Origin of the sequence: Pseudomonas sp. Ost2 (assembly GCF_018326065.1) — a bacterium.
In the GTDB taxonomy this organism is placed as follows: domain Bacteria; phylum Pseudomonadota; class Gammaproteobacteria; order Pseudomonadales; family Pseudomonadaceae; genus Aquipseudomonas; species Aquipseudomonas gingeri.
In genome coordinates this window covers 5,884,604-5,902,391 of the sequence record NZ_AP021904.1, presented here as the reverse complement: position 1 = coordinate 5,902,391, position 17,788 = coordinate 5,884,604, and the positions used below count along the sequence as shown (strand labels likewise).

15 protein-coding genes and 1 pseudogene are annotated in these 17,788 nt (G+C 63.3%); 7 read left to right on the top strand and 9 right to left on the bottom strand.

Annotated elements, in window-relative coordinates; genetic code table 11:
- Positions 1-71: 71 nt before the first annotated feature.
- The 3 genes from KI243_RS26065 to pdxH all read left to right on the top strand — a co-directional run bounded on the left by KI243_RS26065 (position 72) and on the right by pdxH (position 3,250).
- Entirely contained in the window at positions 72-1,217 is a 1,146-nt protein-coding gene (locus KI243_RS26065; RefSeq protein ID WP_212810062.1) for a serine hydrolase domain-containing protein, read from the top strand.
- Positions 1,218-1,345: 128 nt separating this feature from the next.
- Complete coding sequence (locus KI243_RS26060) at positions 1,346-2,563, top strand: OmpA family protein (protein ID WP_212810061.1); 1,218 nt, start codon at positions 1,346-1,348, stop codon at positions 2,561-2,563.
- A 39-nt stretch (positions 2,564-2,602) separates the two neighbouring features.
- On the top strand, positions 2,603-3,250 hold the full coding sequence (pdxH, locus tag KI243_RS26055) for a pyridoxamine 5'-phosphate oxidase (RefSeq protein ID WP_017126268.1): 648 nt from the start codon (positions 2,603-2,605) through the stop codon (positions 3,248-3,250).
- On the opposite strand, the gene KI243_RS26050 is transcribed toward pdxH, so the two are convergent.
- Positions 3,202-3,480 (bottom strand): hypothetical protein, encoded by a 279-nt coding sequence (locus tag KI243_RS26050; protein WP_017126267.1) that lies wholly within the window; start codon positions 3,478-3,480, stop codon positions 3,202-3,204. The genes pdxH and KI243_RS26050 overlap by 49 nt on opposite strands.
- A gap of 173 nt (positions 3,481-3,653) precedes the next feature.
- Between KI243_RS26050 and KI243_RS26045 the strand changes: the two genes are divergently transcribed.
- Positions 3,654-4,118 (top strand): glycine zipper 2TM domain-containing protein, encoded by a 465-nt coding sequence (locus tag KI243_RS26045; protein ID WP_042935318.1) that lies wholly within the window; start codon positions 3,654-3,656, stop codon positions 4,116-4,118.
- 138 nt (positions 4,119-4,256) lie between these two features.
- Here the strand turns inward: KI243_RS26045 and nhaA are convergent, their stop codons facing one another.
- Positions 4,257-5,432 (bottom strand): Na+/H+ antiporter NhaA, encoded by a 1,176-nt coding sequence (nhaA, locus tag KI243_RS26040; RefSeq protein WP_017126265.1) that lies wholly within the window; start codon positions 5,430-5,432, stop codon positions 4,257-4,259.
- A 302-nt stretch (positions 5,433-5,734) separates the two neighbouring features.
- Here nhaA and KI243_RS26035 point away from each other — a divergent pair, with 302 nt between their 5' ends.
- Positions 5,735-6,832: a PLP-dependent cysteine synthase family protein gene (locus KI243_RS26035; RefSeq protein ID WP_177116434.1), complete on the top strand. Its 1,098-nt coding sequence runs from the start codon at positions 5,735-5,737 to the stop codon at positions 6,830-6,832.
- 225 nt (positions 6,833-7,057) lie between these two features.
- On the opposite strand, the gene KI243_RS26030 is transcribed toward KI243_RS26035, so the two are convergent.
- From KI243_RS26030 to rimO, 5 genes are all read right to left on the bottom strand, one after another.
- A complete protein-coding gene (locus tag KI243_RS26030) occupies positions 7,058-7,828 on the bottom strand; it encodes an SDR family oxidoreductase (protein WP_017126263.1) in 771 nt (256 codons plus the stop codon).
- Positions 7,829-7,954: 126 nt separating this feature from the next.
- Complete coding sequence (locus tag KI243_RS26025; protein ID WP_017126262.1) at positions 7,955-8,416, bottom strand: DUF1456 family protein; 462 nt, start codon at positions 8,414-8,416, stop codon at positions 7,955-7,957.
- Between the two features lie 57 nt (positions 8,417-8,473).
- Positions 8,474-9,184, bottom strand: coding sequence for an rRNA pseudouridine synthase (locus tag KI243_RS26020; protein ID WP_177084423.1), 711 nt, complete (start codon positions 9,182-9,184; stop codon positions 8,474-8,476).
- A 173-nt stretch (positions 9,185-9,357) separates the two neighbouring features.
- A complete protein-coding gene (locus KI243_RS26015; RefSeq protein WP_017126260.1) occupies positions 9,358-9,807 on the bottom strand; it encodes a GNAT family N-acetyltransferase in 450 nt (149 codons plus the stop codon).
- Between the two features lie 106 nt (positions 9,808-9,913).
- A complete protein-coding gene (rimO, locus tag KI243_RS26010) occupies positions 9,914-11,251 on the bottom strand; it encodes a 30S ribosomal protein S12 methylthiotransferase RimO (protein ID WP_017126259.1) in 1,338 nt (445 codons plus the stop codon).
- On the opposite strand from rimO, the gene KI243_RS33010 reads away from it, so the two are divergent.
- Together KI243_RS33010 and KI243_RS26000 are read left to right on the top strand one after the other, a co-directional pair.
- A complete protein-coding gene (locus KI243_RS33010) occupies positions 11,250-11,588 on the top strand; it encodes a hypothetical protein (RefSeq protein WP_244861778.1) in 339 nt (112 codons plus the stop codon). The genes rimO and KI243_RS33010 overlap by 2 nt on opposite strands.
- 37 nt (positions 11,589-11,625) lie before the next feature.
- Positions 11,626-13,524 carry a potassium transporter Kup gene (locus tag KI243_RS26000; protein WP_212810060.1) on the top strand — a complete coding sequence of 633 codons (1,899 nt, stop codon included), beginning with the start codon at positions 11,626-11,628 and terminating at the stop codon, positions 13,522-13,524.
- A gap of 69 nt (positions 13,525-13,593) precedes the next feature.
- Here KI243_RS26000 and KI243_RS25995 read toward each other — a convergent pair whose 3' ends face one another.
- Positions 13,594-14,874: an AcvB/VirJ family lysyl-phosphatidylglycerol hydrolase gene (locus tag KI243_RS25995; protein WP_042935316.1), complete on the bottom strand. Its 1,281-nt coding sequence runs from the start codon at positions 14,872-14,874 to the stop codon at positions 13,594-13,596.
- Positions 14,874-17,515 (bottom strand): annotated as a pseudogene (mprF, locus tag KI243_RS25990) (bifunctional lysylphosphatidylglycerol flippase/synthetase MprF). Before mprF ends, KI243_RS25995 begins: the two are co-directional and overlap by 1 nt.
- Positions 17,516-17,788 lie beyond the last annotated feature (273 nt).

The window sequence follows — 17,788 nt, the reverse complement described above, 5'->3', positions numbered from 1 at the left end:
GTTCCCAAACCGGGCAATCGCTGGAACAATGCACCCCACTTTGTCAGGCGTTAGCCCGGGGGAATTCAAGGGTGCAGATTCAGGGTCATTACGAGCTTCAATTCGAGGCGGTGCGCGAGGCGTTCGCGGCGCTCTTCGACGATCCCCAGGAGCGCGGTGCGGCATTGTGCATCCAGGTCGGCGGGGAAACCGTGGTCGATCTCTGGGCCGGTACCGCCGACAAGGACGGTGCCGAGGCCTGGCACAGCGACACCATCGCCAACCTGTTCTCCTGCACCAAGACCTTTACCGCCGTCGCCGCGCTGCAACTGGTGGCGGAGGGTAAGTTGCAACTGGACGCTCCGGTGGCCCGCTACTGGCCCGAGTTCGCGGCGGCCGGCAAGGAAACCATCACGTTGCGCCATTTGCTCTGCCATCAGGCCGGGTTGCCGGCATTGCGCGAGCTGCTGGCCCCCGAAGCCCTCTATGACTGGCAGGTGATGGTCGATGCCCTGGCCGCCGAAGCGCCCTGGTGGACGCCCGGTGACGGTCATGGCTACGCCGCGATCACCTACGGTTGGCTGGTCGGCGAGCTGTTGCGCCGTGCCGACGGTCGTGGCCCGGGTGAATCCATTGCCGCGCGTATCGCCCGGCCGCTGGGGCTGGATTTTCATGTCGGCCTGCCGGACGCGGAGTTCCATCGGGTGGCGCACATTGCCCGCGGCAAGGGCAATGTCGGCGACGCGGCGGCCCAGCGCCTGCTGCAGGTGACCATGCGCGAGCCCACGGCGATGACCACCCGTGCGTTCACCAACCCGCCGTCTATCATGACCAGTACCAACAAGCCGGAGTGGCGGCGCATGCAACAGCCGGCGGCCAACGGCCATGGCAATGCACGCAGTCTGGCGGGTTTCTACAGCGGGTTGCTGGATGGCAGCCTGCTGGAAGGTGAAATGCTCGACGAGTTGACCCGTGAACACAGCCTGGGCATGGACAAGACCCTGCTGGCCCAGACCCGTTTCGGCCTGGGGTGCATGCTCGATCAACCGGACGTCGCCAATGCCACGTTCGGCCTGGGCTCCAGGGCCTTCGGGCATCCTGGCGCGGGAGGCTCGATCGGCTTTGCTGATCCAGAGCATGATGTCGCCTTCGGTTTCGTGACAAATACCCTTGGACCGTACGTTCTCATGGACCCACGGGCTCAGAAGCTTGTACGGATTCTTGCCGGCTGTCTGTAGAATGCCGGCATCAGGCCGCAGGCCGGAACCCTGTGGCTTTTTTGCTTTCAAAGCGTCTGTTTACGTGGCCTTGGTGCCCTTGTATTCCTAAGTGCCCTTGTTTCTCTATCTCATTTTGTGGATTTCCAATGTCTTCGAATAAGTCCCTCGCCCTGGCCATCTGCCTGACCGTTACCGGTTGCGCACAAACTCCACAGAATGCAGATGGAGGCCATTGGTGGTCGTTCGGTTCGTCCGACAAGGTCGCCGAGAAGGACGCGGCCCAGGCCTCTACGGCTCCGGCCGTTGCCCCGGCTCCGGCTGCCAAGGACGCCAAGGCGGTCGCCCCTGCGGTTGCCAAGGATGCCAAGGCCGCAGCGCCTGCACCTGTCGCAGCGGCAGCCGCTGCCGCCCCGGCAACTGAAGCGAGCAGCGGCAGCAGTTGGTGGCCGTTCGGCTCTTCCGACAAGAAGGACGCGGCAAAGGATGCCGTCGCTGCCAAGCCCCAGGACAAGCCCGTGCCCCTGGCGACCGCGGTAGCCGCCGCGACCAACCCGGCTCCCCAGGCCGACCCGGCGACCCACTGGTGGTGGCCGTTCGGCAGTTCGGACAAGGCCAAGGAAACCGCCCAGCCGCCGGTCAAGGCCGTGCCGATGCCCGATCCGAAAATCACTCAGGCCTGGCTCGACGACTATGAACCGCGCCTGCGCACGGCGATCCAGGATTCTTCGCTGAAGCTGGAGCGTCGCGAAAACGTCCTGGTGATCATTGCCCCGATAGACGGTTCCTACAATCCGAAGCGTCCGGAAATGCTGTTGCCCGTGACCCTCGGGCCTTTCTCGCGCATTGCCAAGGCCGTTGAAGGCGATCCGAAAACCGCGGTATTGGTTCTCGGTCACGGCGACAACAGCACCGGTGCCGACTCAGCCCAGGCCCTGAGCCAGCAACGCGCCCAGTCGGTCGCGGCGATTTTCCGCCTCAGCGGCCTGCAGCGCGATCGCCTGATCCTGCGTGGCATGGGCTCGGTGATGCCGCGCGCGGCCAATGACAGCAGTGAAGGTCGTGCCCTGAACCGCCGGATGGAAATCCTCCTGACCCCGCAGAACACCATGGTGGCGTTGCTGAGCAAGTACAGCATTCCGCCTTCGGCGCTGGCACCGGCGACCCTGGTGGCGGCACAGGACACCAAGCCGGCAGTGGCTCCGGCACCGGTCGCGAAGAAAGCGGCCACCACCACCAAGGCCAAGGCTCCGGCCAAGAAGGCAGCGGCCAAGGCCCCGGCGAAGAAAGCCCCGGTCAAGAAAGCCGCACCGGCCAAGGCAGTGGCGAAGAAAGATCCGGCGGCTGACAGCGCGGCCAAGAACTGATTCGCGATTGATTGATTCGGGATTAGAAGGGAAAACACCATGACCCAGTCCCTGGCCGATATGCGCCGCGACTACACCCGCGACGGTCTCACCGAGGCCCAGGCCCCGGCCGAGCCGTTCGCGCTGTTCCACCAGTGGTTTGCCGATGCGGTGAAGACCGAGCAGCCGCCGGTGGAAGCCAATGCCATGACCCTGGCGACCGTCGATGCCGACGGGCGTCCGCATTGCCGTATCCTGTTGTTGAAGGGCCTGGATGCAGAGGGCTTTACCTTCTTCACCAACTACGAAAGCGACAAGGGCCGGCAACTGGCGGCGCGGCCGTTCGCCGCCATGACCTTCTTCTGGCCGAGCCTGGAGCGGCAGGTGCGGATCGAGGGACGGGTGGTCAAGGTCTCGCCACAGGAATCGGATGCCTACTTCCAGGTCCGTCCGCTGGGCAGCCGCCTGGGCGCCTGGGCGTCACCGCAGAGCCGGGTGATTGCCGACCGTACCGAACTGGAGGAGTTGCTCAAGGCCACCCAGGCACGGTTCAGCGACACCCAGCCGGATTGCCCGGAACACTGGGGAGGTTATCGCCTGCTGCCGGAACGCATCGAGTTCTGGCAAGGTCGTGCCAGCCGCCTGCATGACCGCCTCGACTATCGTCTGGTCGATGACGGCTGGAGCCGCTCGCGCCTGGCCCCCTGATCGGGATATTCTGCAGCGGCGGCCTCGAGCCAGCGCTGCAGATCCCGGCGCTTCACCTTCTGCTTTCGGGCGGCGTCGAGACGCTGCAGCATGAACTTTTGCCGTGCTTCGCTGTCTCCCGCTAGCGACAATGCGAGGTCGCGGTCCATCCAGCGTCTGATTCTCATGTACAGCCAGCCGTGGAAATACAAGCCGGCGGCGGTAGTGATGACAATGATGAAGTAATCCATGACAGTCCTTGTGGCAGGCGGGGCGGGCGACTTGAAAGAACGCTACCCTGTCCTCAGTCTTGTTGTGCGCCGGCTGTACCGGTGCTGAATGAAAACCATTTTATCCGCCGGCTGCCGTGACAGAGATCAAGCCGCGGAGTTTAATTGAGTCATGTCCTTTTGGAGTTGCCCTTATGCGTAAGTCTGTTTTGTTGATTGCTTCCTTCTCCACAATGGCCATGCTGCTCGGTGGCTGCACCAACAGCCTGACCGGCGACAGCTACTCCCGCGATGAAGCCCGTCGTGTGCAGACCATCCGCCTGGGTACCATCGAATCCCTGCGTCCGGTACAGATCGAAGGCAGCAACTCGCCAATCGGTGCCGGCGCCGGTGCGATCGTTGGTGGTGTCGGCGGCAGCGCCATCGGCGGCGGCCGCGGCAGTATCGTCACCGCGGTAATCGGTGCGGTAGCCGGTGGCGTCCTGGGTAACATGGCCGAGAAAGGCCTGACCAAGACCCAGGGCGTGGAAATCACCGTGCGTGAAGATGACGGTAGCCTGCGTGCCTATGTGCAGGAAGTGGCGCCGAACGAAATCTTCCGGGTTGGCGAGCGCGTACGTATTTCCACCGTGGGTGGTACCAGCCGCGTTTCCCACTGATCCGACGATCAGTCTGTAAAGGAAAACCCCGGCCAGGGAACTGGCCGGGGTTTTTTGTTTCAGGGGATTACTGCTCGATCGTTCCCACGCTCTGCGTGGGAATGCCGCCAGTGAAGCCCCGTGTCCGTCTCTATGCGATCACTGGGGTTGGCGACTGGCCATGGCTGTCACGGCATAACCGATCAGCGCGGCAAGGATCGAGCCGGTGAGGATGCCCATGCGGTCCATGCCGACGTATTCGCTGCTGCCCGGAACAAAGGCCAGGGAGCCGACGAACAGGCTCATGGTGAAGCCGATACCGCAGAGGATCGCCACACCGAGCACCTGGCCCCAGTTGGCACCGTTGGGCAGTGCGGCCATGCCGGCCTTGACCGCCAGCCAGGTCAGGCCGAACACGCCGACGGTCTTGCCGATCAGCAGGCCGGCGGCAATGCCCAGCGGTACGTGATGGGTGAAGCTGTCGAGATTGACCCCCGTCAGCGACACACCGGCGTTGGCAAAGGCAAACAGCGGCAGGATGCCGAAGGCCACCCAGGGATGCAGCGCATGTTCCAGGCTGAGCAGTGGCGACGTCTCGGAGTTCTTCGTGCGCAGGGGGATGCAGAAGGCCAGGGTCACGCCGGCCAGCGTCGCGTGCACGCCACTCTTGAGTACGCAGATCCAGAGGATCAGACCAATGATCATGTAGGGGCCGAGCTTGACCACGCCGAGGCGATTCATCGCGATCAGGGCCACCAGGCAGGCGCCGGCCAGCATCAGCGACAGGGTCGACAGTTCGCTGGAGTAGAACACCGCGATGACGATGATCGCGCCGAGGTCGTCGATGATCGCCAGGGTCATCAGGAACAGTTTCAGCGATACGGGCACGCGCTTGCCCAGCAGGGCCAGCACGCCGAGGGCGAAGGCGATATCGGTGGCCATGGGGATCGCCCAGCCACCCAGGGCCGCCGGGTTGTCCTTGTTCAGGAACCAGTAGATCAGCGCCGGCACGACCATGCCGCCGATCGCCGCGGCACCCGGCAGGACAATCTGCGAAGGCTTGGACAGATGGCCTTCGAGGACCTCGCGCTTGACCTCCAGGCCGATCAGCAGGAAGAACATCGCCATCAGGCCGTCATTGATCCACAGCAGCAGCGGCTTGGCGATTTTCAAGGCGCCGACCTGGGCTACCACCGGAACGTCCAGCAGGCCGTTGTACAGGTACGACAGCGGTGAGTTGTTGATGATCAGGGCCAGGGCTGCAGCGGCAATCAATAACAGACCGCTGGCAGCTTCCAACTGAAAGAAACGCGTGAAAGTGCTACGCAGAGGCAAGGTCGCTCTCCATTGATAAAGTCAAAAGGTGGGACACCCTAACCCGTACTGTTGGTTGTTAAAACAAAAGTTATATTCTTTTTTATTATAAGCGGAAAATAGAGGTATCAATGGAAGGGAGCCTAGCAGTTGTATGTCCAAATGCGTCTTCACTGTATCTGTGCGGGCTGTAGGAAACTTCCTATAGTTGCTGTTGAGTCCTGGCGGAGCTGTCCGCCTTTTTCCTTCAGCGGTTTGGCCAAGAGCCAGTGGCGCAACAGTTCGTCAGCGCCTTCGAGCGTGCCCGTTCCAACGAGTAACCGATCATGAGCGACAATCGACAGTGGGCCCGGGAAGCGATCCGGATCATCGAGGCCGACTTCCAGCGCAGTGCCGACACCCACCTGATTCCCTTGCCGCTACCGGGCCTGCCGGGCATCGAGTTGTACTTCAAGGACGAGTCCAGCCACCCCACGGGCAGCCTCAAGCATCGCCTGGCACGCTCGCTGTTTCTCTATGCCCTGTGTAATGGCTGGTTGAAACCGGGAGCGCCGGTAATCGAGGCGTCCAGCGGTTCGACGGCGATTTCCGAAGCCTATTTCGCACGCTTGCTGGGGCTGCCGTTCATTGCCGTGATGCCGGCGACCACCTCCCAGGAGAAGATCGCGCAGATCGCCTTCTACGGCGGCCAGAGCCATCTGGTGCAGGACCCGACGCAGATCTATGCCGAGTCCGAGCGCCTGGCCCGGGAAAGCGGCGGGCATTTCATGGACCAGTTCACCTATGCCGAGCGGGCCACCGACTGGCGGGCGAACAACAATATCGCCGAGTCGATTTTCCAGCAGTTGCGTTTCGAGCGGCACCCGGAGCCGAGCTGGCTGATTTCCAGTCCGGGCACCGGCGGCACCACCGCTACCCTGGGACGTTATGTGCGCTACCGCCAGCATTGCACCCGCGTGTTGTGCGCCGATGCCGAGCGTTCGGTGTTCTTCGAGTATTATCAGACCGGCGACGCCAGCCTGCGCCTGGAATGCGGTTCACGTATCGAGGGGATCGGCCGGCCACGGGTCGAGGCGTCGTTCCTGCCCAAGGTTATCGATGCCATGGTCAAGGTGCCGGATGCCTTGTCCCTGGCAGCCATGCATTACCTGGCACGACGCCTGGGACGGCGGGTCGGCGGCTCCAGCGGGACCAACCTGATCGGCGCGCTGATGGCGGCGCGGCAGATGGTCGAGGCGGGGGAGAGCGGCTCGATCGTGGCGATCCTCTGTGATGGTGGCGAACGTTATGCCACCACCTATTACGACGAAGCCTGGCTGAAGGCCCAGGGCTATCGCCTGGACGTGCTGATCGAGCGTGTCGCCGCCAGTGTCGAGCGCGGCGAGGCGTTGCCCGAGGATGTGCTGCGGGCCGGGATCTGATCGGGAGCTGAGGGCCTGATCTGATGGCCCCTTCGCGGGCAAGCCCGCTCCCACAAGTGTCCAAGGCCCTGCCACTGTGGGAGTGGGCATGCCCACAAATGTCCGAGGCCCTGCCCCTGCGGGAGCGGGCTTGCCCATAAGTGTCCGAGACGCCGCCCCTGTGGGAGCGGGCTTGCCCGCGAAGAGGACGGCACAGGCGCCGCATGGAGCTGCTGACCAAGGTATCTACAGGCTGAAACCACCATCCAGCGGGATGATGTTCCCGGTCATGTAGGCACCGGCGGTGCTCGCCAGGCTGATGGCCAGTGCCGCCATTTCTTCCTCGCGGCCCCAGCGCTTCATCGGGATCAGCGCGGTGTCCTCGGCCAGCGCCTGTTCGTCGTTGCCGATATGCTGGGTCATCTTGCTCGGAAAGCGTCCCGGTGCGATCACATTGACATTGATGTGCTGGCCCACCAGCTCGCGTGCCAGGATTCGCGACAACTGGTGCAGGGCGGCCTTGCTCGGCCCGTAGGCATAGGCCTGTTCGCCGAACGAGGAAATCCCCGCCACCGAGCCGATATTGATGATGCGTGCCGGGTTCCGCGCCGAGCCGGCCTTGCGCAGCAAGGGCAGGAATTGCTGGATGCAGTTGAATACCGACGTCACGTTCAGTTGCATCACTTTTTCCCAACCCTTCACCGGATAGCTCTCCAGCGGCGCGCCCCAGGTGGTGCCGGCATTGTTGACCAGGATATCCAGCCGGTCGATCAGCCCGCCCAGGCGCGTGGCAAGCTCCAGCACGCCCTCTTCGGTCGCGAGATTGGCGGCCAGGGCGTGGCAGTGTCCCAGCGCCCCGAGTTCATCGGCGGTCTGCTGGCAGGCCTCGGCATCGCGGGCACAGACGTAGACCGTGGCGCCGGCCTCGACATAGGCCCTGGCGATCATCTTGCCGATGCCACGGGTTCCGCCGGTCACCAGGGCGGTGCGGCCTTGCAGGGAGAAGTAAGGGTGCATGGCGAGTCCTGAACGCGAATAGAGTCGCCATACCCTAGTCGTCAGGTGCCAAAAGTGGAGCCACTATTGCGTGGGGGAATGAGTCGTCATGCCTGCGGGGCCGTGTGGCCGCCGCAGGCCGCGGGATCAGCCGCGTACGCGCAGGGTCAGGCCCTTGAGGAAGTTGCGCAGCAACTGGTCGCCGCAGGGGCGGTAGTTGGTGTGGCCGAACTTGCGGAACAGGGCGCTCAGCTCCGGCTTGGACACCGGGAACTCGGCAGCCTTGAGGATGGCGTGCATATCGTCTTCCTTCAGTTCGAAGGCGACCCGCAGTTTCTTCAGGATGATGTTGTTGGTCACCGGCAGTTCCACCGGCAGTGGCGGACGGCTGTCATCCTTGCCCCGCTTGAAGATCACCAGGCCGTCGAGGAAGTGCGCCATGACCTCGTCGGGGCAGTGCACAAAACCCTCTTCCTCGTCCTTTTTCAGGTAGGTGACGACATCCGCCTTGGCGACTTCGAAGCCGGTCAGCTTGATGATCTCGACGACCTTGGCATCGCTGATATCGAGCATGTAGCGCACGCTGCGCAGTACATCGTTATGAATCATGTGGGCAGTCCTGGGTGATAAGCGCCGCGCATCTGGCGCGGCGTTGGAATATTGGGTTTAGAACTTTTCCTTGGCCGACAGGTAACGCCACTGGCCCACCGGCACCTTGCCGATGGAGACGCCGCCGATACGGATGCGGCGGATGGACACGACCTTGAGGCCAACGGCCTGGCAGAACAGGGCGATCACGCCCGGCTGCGGATTTTTCAGGGCGAAGCGCAGGCGGTTCTCGTTCTGCCAGCTGGCCTTGACCGCCGGCAGTTCCTTGCCCTTGTAGGTCAGACCGTGGTTCAGCCGGTTGAGGCCGTGGGCGACCATGTCGCCGGCGACCTCGACCACATACTCCTGCTCGATCTTGGCGGCGTCGGCGGTCAGCTTGCGCAGGATCTTCCAGTCCTGGGTGAACACCAGCAGGCCGCTGGCGTTGGCCTGCAGGTCGGCGGCCGCGGTCAGGCGCAGGAAATGCCCCTTGAGCGGGCGCTTGCCGTAGCGGTGTTCCTCGGACAGGTTGGCGGCGTCGAGCAATTGCAGGGCGTTGTCCGCGCTCATGCCGGCGGGCTGGTTCAGCAACAGGGTCACCGGCTCCGGCGCGGTGGCCTTGGCTTCGGGGTCCAACTCGACCTTCTGGGTGTCGACCTTGAACTGCGGCTCGTCGATGACTTCGCCGTCGACCGTGACCCAGCCGCCTTCGATAAACAGCTCGGCCTCCCGACGGGAGCAACCGACCAGCTCGATAAGGCGTTTGGAAAGGCGAATGGGTTCAGACATGACAGCGGCCGTAGCAAAGGAGGGCAGCCATTGTACCCGCCTGGCGCCGGTTAAGCCCGGCAACATTTGTCGCAGCACGCGGTTAGGGGCAACTCCCTAGAGGAGCTGGCTTGCTGGCGATGGCATCCTTGAGGTCGCCAAGAGCTTCGCGGGCAAGCCCGCTCCCACAAGGTTCAGCGTTTCAGACGCAGGTGCAGCAGCGGATAGGGCTGTCCCATGCCGTCCTGTTCCGAGCGGCCGATCACCTCGAAGCCCTGTTTGAAATAGAAGCCGATGGCCTGCGGGTTCTGTTCGTTGACGTCCAGCTCGCTGGCATTCAGGTGCTCGATCGCATACCACAGCAACTGCTTGCCCAGGCCCTGGCCGCGGTTCTGCGGGGCGATGAACAGCATCTCGACCTTGCCCGCCGCCACGCCGGCAAAACCGGTAATCCGCTGGCGGGCGTCGCGAGTGCAGATCAGCATGACGGCATCGAGGTAGCGGGTCAGCACCAGGTTCTTCAGCAGTTCGATGTAGCTGTCGGGCAGGAAATCATGGGTGGCGCGCACGGAGGCTTCCCAGACAGCGGTCAGCTCGGGATAGTCGCCGGGTTTGGGGGTATGGATGACCGGGTGCTGGTGCATGTCGCCGTTCCTTGTGTGGCGCAGGCCTTGTTATTGAGGCAAACAATAGCCGTAAAAAAGCCCCGCATCTCGTGGAAAGAGCAGGGCTTTTCGATTTTTTTACGGCTTACAGGGTTTCTGCCCAGAGATCGTACTCGTCGGCATCGGTGACCCGGCACCAGACCTTGTCGCCCGGCTTGAGATCGCCGGCACCGTCGATGAAGACGTTGCCATCGATTTCCGGGGCATCGAAGAAGCAGCGGCCGACGGCGCCGTTCTCGTCGACTTCGTCGATCAGCACTTCGATTTCCTTGCCGATGCGCAGTTGCAGGCGCGCCGAGCTGATGGCCTGCTGGTGCGCCATGAAGCGCTCCCAACGGTCCTGCTTGACGTCGTCCGGTACCACTTCCAGGTCCAGGTCATTGGCCGGTGCACCTTCGACCGGCGAGTACTGGAAGCAGCCGACGCGGTCGAGCTGGGCTTCGGTCAGCCAGTCGAGCAGGTACTGGAAGTCTTCTTCGGTTTCGCCCGGGAAGCCGACGATAAAGGTCGAGCGGATGATCAGCTCGGGGCAGATTTCCCGCCAGTTCTTGATCCGCGCCAGGGTTTTGTCTTCGAAGGCCGGGCGTTTCATCGCCTTGAGGACTTTCGGACTGGCGTGCTGGAACGGGATGTCCAGGTACGGCAGGATCTTGCCGTCGGCCATCAGCGGGATCAGTTCGTCGACGTGCGGGTACGGGTAGACGTAGTGCAGGCGGACCCATACGCCCAGGGTGGCGAGGGCTGCGCAGAGTTCGGTCATGCGGGTCTTGACCGGGGCACCGTTCCAGAAGCCGGTGCGGTACTTGACGTCCACGCCGTAGGCGCTGGTGTCCTGGGAGATCACCAGCAGCTCCTTGACGCCGGACTTGACCAGGCGCTGGGCTTCGTCGAGCACGTCGCCGACCGGACGGCTGACCAGCTTGCCGCGCATCGACGGGATGATGCAGAAGCTGCAGCTGTGGTTGCAGCCTTCGGAAATTTTCAGGTAGGCGTAGTGACGCGGGGTCAGCTTGATGCCTTGTGGCGGCACCAGGTCGATCAGCGGGTTGTGGTCCTGGCGGGGTGGCACCACTTCGTGCACCGCGTTGACCACCTGCTCGTACTGCTGCGGTCCGGTCACGGACAGCACGCTCGGATGCACGTTGCGGATATTGCCTTCTTCCACACCCATGCAACCGGTGACGATGACCTTGCCGTTTTCCTTGATCGCTTCACCGATCACTTCCAGGGATTCGGCCTTGGCGCTGTCGATGAAACCGCAGGTGTTGACCACCACGACGTCGGCGTCCTGGTAAGTGGAGACGACGTCATAGCCTTCCATGCGCAGTTGCGTGAGGATGCGCTCGGAGTCGACCAGGGCCTTCGGGCATCCAAGACTTACAAATCCGACCTTGGGGTTGGCCGGCGCGGTAGGGGTGGACATGTCTAACCTCGGTATGGGGATCGCTGCGTTTGGCGGTTTGCTTGAAACCGCTGACGACGGACGGGCGCTTGATGCGCCTCTGATCAAAAAGTGCGCAATTCTAGCGATGGGCGACGCACTTGACCAGCTTTATGGAGGGAAATGCGACGAGTGCTGCGCTATGCTTCGCCGCGTTGCGCCCAGGTGTCATTTTTTGTTTCAAATTGCCGGCAAAAGATTAATCGTCGGCAACTGTAAGAAAATCAGCGCATGCTGCGCTGAAGCAGCTGTACTGATAAAACGCTGCACCAAAAAGCTGTACTTAAAAGCTGCATCTAAAAAGAGTAGCGCTTCTTAGAAGAAGCCCGGTCCAAGTTGTAGTAGGGGAGTAATTGATGGGTCAGGCAGTGAGTCAGGCGCAAGTCGGGCACTCGACGGCAAAGCCGCTGAGTATGCTGGTTGCAGCGGTGGGGGTGGTGTACGGCGATATCGGCACCAGTCCGTTGTACACCCTCAAAGAGGTGTTCTCCGGTGGGTATGGGGTTCAGGTCAACCACGATGGCGTCTTCGGGATCCTCGCACTGATTTTCTGGTCGTTGATCTGGGTGGTTTCGATCAAGTACGTGTTGTTCATCCTGCGGGCGGACAACCAGGGCGAGGGCGGGATCATGGCCCTGACCGCCCTGGCGCGGCGGGCGGCATCGCCGTATCCGCGGTTGCGGGCGGTGCTGGTGATCCTCGGGTTGATCGGTGCGGCGCTGTTCTATGGCGACAGCATGATCACCCCGGCCATCTCGGTATTGTCGGCGGTGGAGGGGCTGGAACTGGCCTTTGACGGCCTGGAACGCTGGGTGGTGCCGCTGTCGCTGGTGGTGCTGGTCGGGTTGTTCCTGATCCAGAAGCACGGTACGGCAAGCATCGGCAAGTTGTTCGGACCGGTGATGGTCGCCTGGTTCCTGGTGCTCGGGATCCTGGGTGTGCACGGCATTCTCCAGCATCCGGAAGTGCTCAGCGCCCTGAACCCGATGTGGGGCGTGCGGTTCTTTATCGTCCACCCCGGCATGGGCGTGGCGATTCTCGGTGCGGTGGTGCTGGCATTGACCGGTGCCGAGGCGCTGTATGCCGACATGGGCCACTTCGGTCGCAAGCCGATCGCCCGTGCCTGGTTCGCGCTGGTGCTGCCGGCGCTGGTGCTGAACTACTTCGGCCAGGGGGCGCTGTTGCTGGAGAACCCGGAAGCGGCACGCAACCCGTTCTATCTGCTGGCGCCGTCCTGGGCGCTGGTTCCGCTGGTGGGGCTGTCGACCCTGGCGACCGTGATCGCTTCGCAGGCGGTGATTTCCGGGGCCTTCTCCCTGACCCGCCAGGCGATCCAGCTCGGCTACATCCCGCGCATGTATATCCAGCACACCTCCAGTGCCGAACAGGGGCAGATCTATATCGGGGCGGTGAACTGGACCCTGATGGTCGGGGTGATCCTGCTGGTGCTCGGCTTCGAGTCGTCCAATGCCCTGGCCTCGGCCTATGGCGTGGCGGTGACCGGGACCATGCTGATCACCAGCATCCTGGTGTCGGCGGTGATGTTGCTGCTGTGGAAGTGGTCGCCGATTCTCACCGTGCCGATCCTGGTCGGTTTCCTGCTGGTGGACGGGCTGTTCTTCGCCGCCAACGTGCCGAAGATCGTCCAGGGCGGTGCTTTCCCGGTATTGGCGGGGATTGTCCTGTTCATCCTCATGACCACCTGGAAACGCGGCAAGGAACTGCTGGTGGATCGCCTGGACGAAGGTGGCCTGCCGCTGCCGATCTTTATCGGCAGTATCCGCGTGCAGCCGCCGCACCGCGTGCAAGGCACGGCGGTGTTCCTCACTGCCCGTGCGGATGCGGTGCCCCACGCCCTGTTGCACAACCTGCTGCACAACCAGGTGCTGCATGAGCAGGTGGTGCTGCTGACGGTGGTCTACGAGGACATTCCGCGGGTGCCGACCCAGCGGCGGTTCGAGGTCGATTCCTATGGCGAGGGTTTCTTCCGGGTGATCCTGCACTTCGGTTTCACCGACGAGCCAGACGTGCCCGAGGCGCTGAAGCTGTGCCACCTCGACGAGCTGGATTTCAGCCCGATGCGTACCACCTACTTCCTCAGCCGTGAGACCGTGATCGCGTCGAAGATCGTCGGCATGGCGCGCTGGCGGGAGTCGCTGTTCGCCTTCATGCTCAAGAACGCCAACGGCAACCTGCGGTTCTTCAAGCTGCCGGTGAACCGGGTGATCGAGTTGGGTACCCAGGTCGAGATGTAATCCACCGACCCAAAAAAAGCCCCCGTTGCCTTGTGGCAGCGGGGGCTTTTTTGTTGCTGTCTCCTCGACTTATTCGGTCTTGGTCTGGCGCTTGTTGATCGCATCGATCAGGCGCTTGGCCAGCGCCGGGTAGTTCTCGTCGAAGTGGTGGCCGCCGGGCAGCTCCAGGGCCTCGCCGACGGCGGTCTTGGTGGTGCAGCCGCTCTCGTCGACTTCTTCCTTGCCATAGATGCACAGGACCTTGGCGGGTGGCAACTGGGCCATGTCGGGGCCGGTATCCAGTTCCATGCCGGCTTTGCCCAGCCAGCCATCGACATGGATCTCGAAGCTGCCACTGCGGGCAAAGGCCAGCAGGATGATCGCGTCGACACGCTGCTGCTCGGCTTCCGGCAGCTTGTTGTAGATCGCCGGCAGCACATCGGCGCCGAAGCTGTAGCCAATCAGGATAAAACGCTTGATGCCCCACTTCTGACGGTAGTGCTGCATCAGTTCGGTCAGGTCGACGGCGGTCTGTTCCGGACTCTTGTGCTGCCAGTAGTAGCGCAGCGTGTCGATGCCGACGACCGGATAGCCCATCTTGGCCATTTCGCCGGCGGCATCGCGGTCCAGGTCGCGCCAGCCGCCGTCGCCGGAGAGGAACAGGGTCACGGTGTCGGTGGTCTGGCCGGCCGGGACTTCGACCACGGGGATCGCCAGGCCGCCGTTCTCGTTGCCCACGAGCATCTTGCGCAGTTCGTTGTTCAGCACCTGGGGCAGGTGGATATCGTAGTCGCTGATGCTGGTCTCGGCGTTGGCCTGGTCGCGCACGAAGGCCGCGCTCGGATCGTCCGGGCCATCGTTCCAGGCTACCAGCCAGTGGCCGTGGGCCGCCGACTTGGGCACCGGCGTGGTGCAGCCCGGTTGTTCGAGGGCAAAGCCGACCGAGATGGCCTGGGCCTTGTCGTCGGTCTGCGTGGCCAGCCAGTTCCAGGCCAGGGACGCGCCGGGGCCGATACCGCTGACCAGGGTCGCCGGGCCGGCCAATTGTTGCCGGGCGTTGTCCAGGGCCTGCTGCTGCAGCTTGCAATCATCCTTGGGCAGGATCACCTGGACGATCTGCGCCGCGCCACCACGGCTCAGGGCCGACAGCTGTTTGTCGCTCAAGGCGTCTTCGGCGAGGGTGGCGACGATGACCTGGGCCTTGGGCCTGGTACCGGGGATCAGGCGGGTCAGGGTCGAGCCATCGGCCTGGCTCAGATGTTCGAGAGCGGGTTCCGGCGCAGGGCGGTTCCAGAACCAGTAGCCGGCGCCCGCAAGCGCGGCCAGGACTAACACTATTACCAGTAAAACCCGCCAGGAGCGTCGAATCATCAGCGTTTCACCAATCCAGTCAAGCCGCCCGCGATCAGGGCGGCAGTATCGGCCAGGGCAACCAGCGGATCGAGTCCGGCTGGCACGGCCATGTAACGAGGTTCCCAGTCAGGCTGGAACTTGTCTTTGAAGCGGCGCAGGCCCTGGAAGTTGTAGAGCTGCTCACCGCGCTGAAACACCATCGAGCCCAGACGCTGGGTCAGGGGAGCGCCGCGCCGGGGTTGCAGGCCGGAAAGCGGCACCATGCCGAGGCTGAAGCGTGCATATCCATGATTTTTATAATGCTGGATCAGGCCGACCATCAGGAACTCCATGGTCAGCTTCGGTGCGTCGGGGTGCGAGCGCATCAGGTCGAGGCTGGCCAGTTCATGGCTGTGGGTCTCGAGCAGGTTGGCGAACGCCACCGGGCGACCTTCGAAATGAATGATCGCCACGCGGAAATGGTTGATGTAGTCCGGGCTGAAGCGCCCCAGGGAGAAGCCTTTCTCGCGGACGTTCTTGCCGGTCAGCCAGGCATCGGAAATCACCTTGAGCTCGTCCAGGGGCGCTTGCCCCGGCTCGTAGATCTCCAGGGACAGGCCATCGCGGCTGCCACGGTTCCAGGTGTAGCGCAGGTCCTTCATTTCCTTGCCCTTGGATTCAAGGTCAAAGCGCTGCAGGTCGACCCGGGCTTCTTCGCCGAGCTTGATGGCGGTCAGGCCGATGTCCATGTAGTACGGCAGGTTCTCGGCACGGACCTGATAGAACACCGGGCGCGCATGATGGGTATCGCAGAGGTCGCGGAACTGCCAGATCAGCTCGGCGCGCTGGCGTGCCGGGCCGATCGGATCATACAGCGCCACCAGGCTGCGCCCGCGACGGGCATACATGAGGAACGCGGTATCGCTCGGATGGAACAGGAAGGCCTTGTCGCCGGTCAGGGCCAGGCCGCCATCGGGCTGGTCGGAGGCCATCAGGATCTTGTGGGCGCGTTGCAGTTCCTCTGCATTGGGCTGGTGGATCACCGGGCGCTCGGTACGCAGCAGCCAGGTCAGGGAAACCACCACCAGCAGCACCGCGGCGCCCAGCAGCGAACGCAGTCCGCGTGGGGCATCGCCGTCCAGTGCGAACTGCCACCAGAGTTCATGGCTGTAAGGCACGTCCTGGTAGGCGAACAGCAGCAACCACACCGATGCCCCCAGCACGCACAGGCTGGCCACCAGGTACAGCGGCGAGAACGGCAACTCGGTCAGGCGGCTCGGGCGGTAGAAGGAGCGCCGGAAAATCCCCAGCAGGCAGGCCGTGGCCGTGAGCATGCTGGCTTCTTCCCAGTCGAAGCCCTTGAGCAGCGAGAGCAGGGCGCCGACCAGCAGCAGGATCATGGTCAGCATCCAGGCCGCCGAGAGGCGTCGACGCAGGCCCTGGGCCAACAGCAGGCACAACACGCCCACGAGGCTGGCACCGAAGTGCGAGGCGTCGATCAGGCGATCCGGCACGAGGAAGTCGATACCTTCCAGACGGGTATCGATTTCCGGGGTGGCGCCGGAGAACAGCAGGGCCACGCCGGAAAGGAACACCAGCACCGCGAGGATCGGCGCGGCCAGGCCGGACGCCACGCGCATGCTCTGGCGCGAGGCGATCAGGCGCTGGGCCTCGGTGCTCAGCAGTGTCAGGCAAGCCAGCAGCAGCGGCAGCAGCACATAGATCAGGCGGTACAGCAGCAGGGCGGCGGCCAGCGGGGCCGCGCCCAGTTCATTGGCGAAGGCGGCCAGCAGGATCGCCTCGAACACCCCGACGCCACCGGGTACGTGGCTGAGCACGCCGGCGGCCAGGGCCAGCAGGTACACCAGCAGGAAGGCGCCGAACGGCGGTGCTTCCGGCAGCAGCAGGTACAGCACGGTGGCGGCGGCGGCCACATCCAGGGCGGTGATGACCAGTTGCAGCAGGGTCAGGCGCGCGCTGGGCAGGCGCAGGGTACGGCGACCGACCTTGACCAGCAGGTTGTTCGGGATGGGTTGTTCCGGCAGGCGACGACGATAGATGCCGACGGCCAGCAAGGCGAACAGGGCGAGGATCGCCACGGCAATCGCGCCCAGCAGGTAGGCGGGCAGGTGCAAGGCTTCGGCGGCGGCCGGCAGGTTGCTCAGGGTGGCCAGGGCCGCGAGCGGTGGCAGGGCGCAACCCAGCGACAGGCTGGCGAACAGTGTCATGCGCGCGACTTCCGCGGCCCCCAGGCCGTTGCGGGCATAGAGGCGATAGCGTACCGAGCCGCCGGACAGCAGCGACAGGCCGATGGCATTGCCGATGGCGAAAGCGGTAAAACCACCCAGGGCCAGGGTCTTGGCCGGCAGATGGACGTCGGCATAACGGCTGGCGGACCACTCATAGCCCAACAGGATGATAAAGCCGATGGCGGTTGCCGCGATGGCCCCCCCAGGGCCGGTTTGGGCACGCTGAGAATCGAATCGTGCAGCGCATCCAGGTCGAGTTCGATCAACAGATGACGACAGGCGATCAAGGCAATGGCGAACAACAACAGGGTGACGGCCAGTCCAACGGATTGACGGTACTTGCTCAACAGATCCAGCCAGCGCAAACGGGCGGCTGCAATCGGCTGTGTCGCTGTGACGGTGTCTTGTGGTTCAGACGAGTTGGCGCGCATCAATCACCTCTAGGATTGTGCGCGACAGGATGGGGGTATCCAGCCAAGTTACCAATCCCTATGGACAAAATAATTACAAATATTAACGCGTCTCACCGTCTTGCGGCGACCCACGCCCCGGGGCTGTTGTAGAGGAAGTTTGTTGCGAATTCAGCATAGCCTGTGCAGGCATTGACTCCGGTTTCCGTCGAGGGTTCGTTCTGCATCGGCGCCCTGTGTTGAACGACTTTTTCGGCGGATACAAAAAAGGCCACTCTTTCGAGCAGCCTTTTC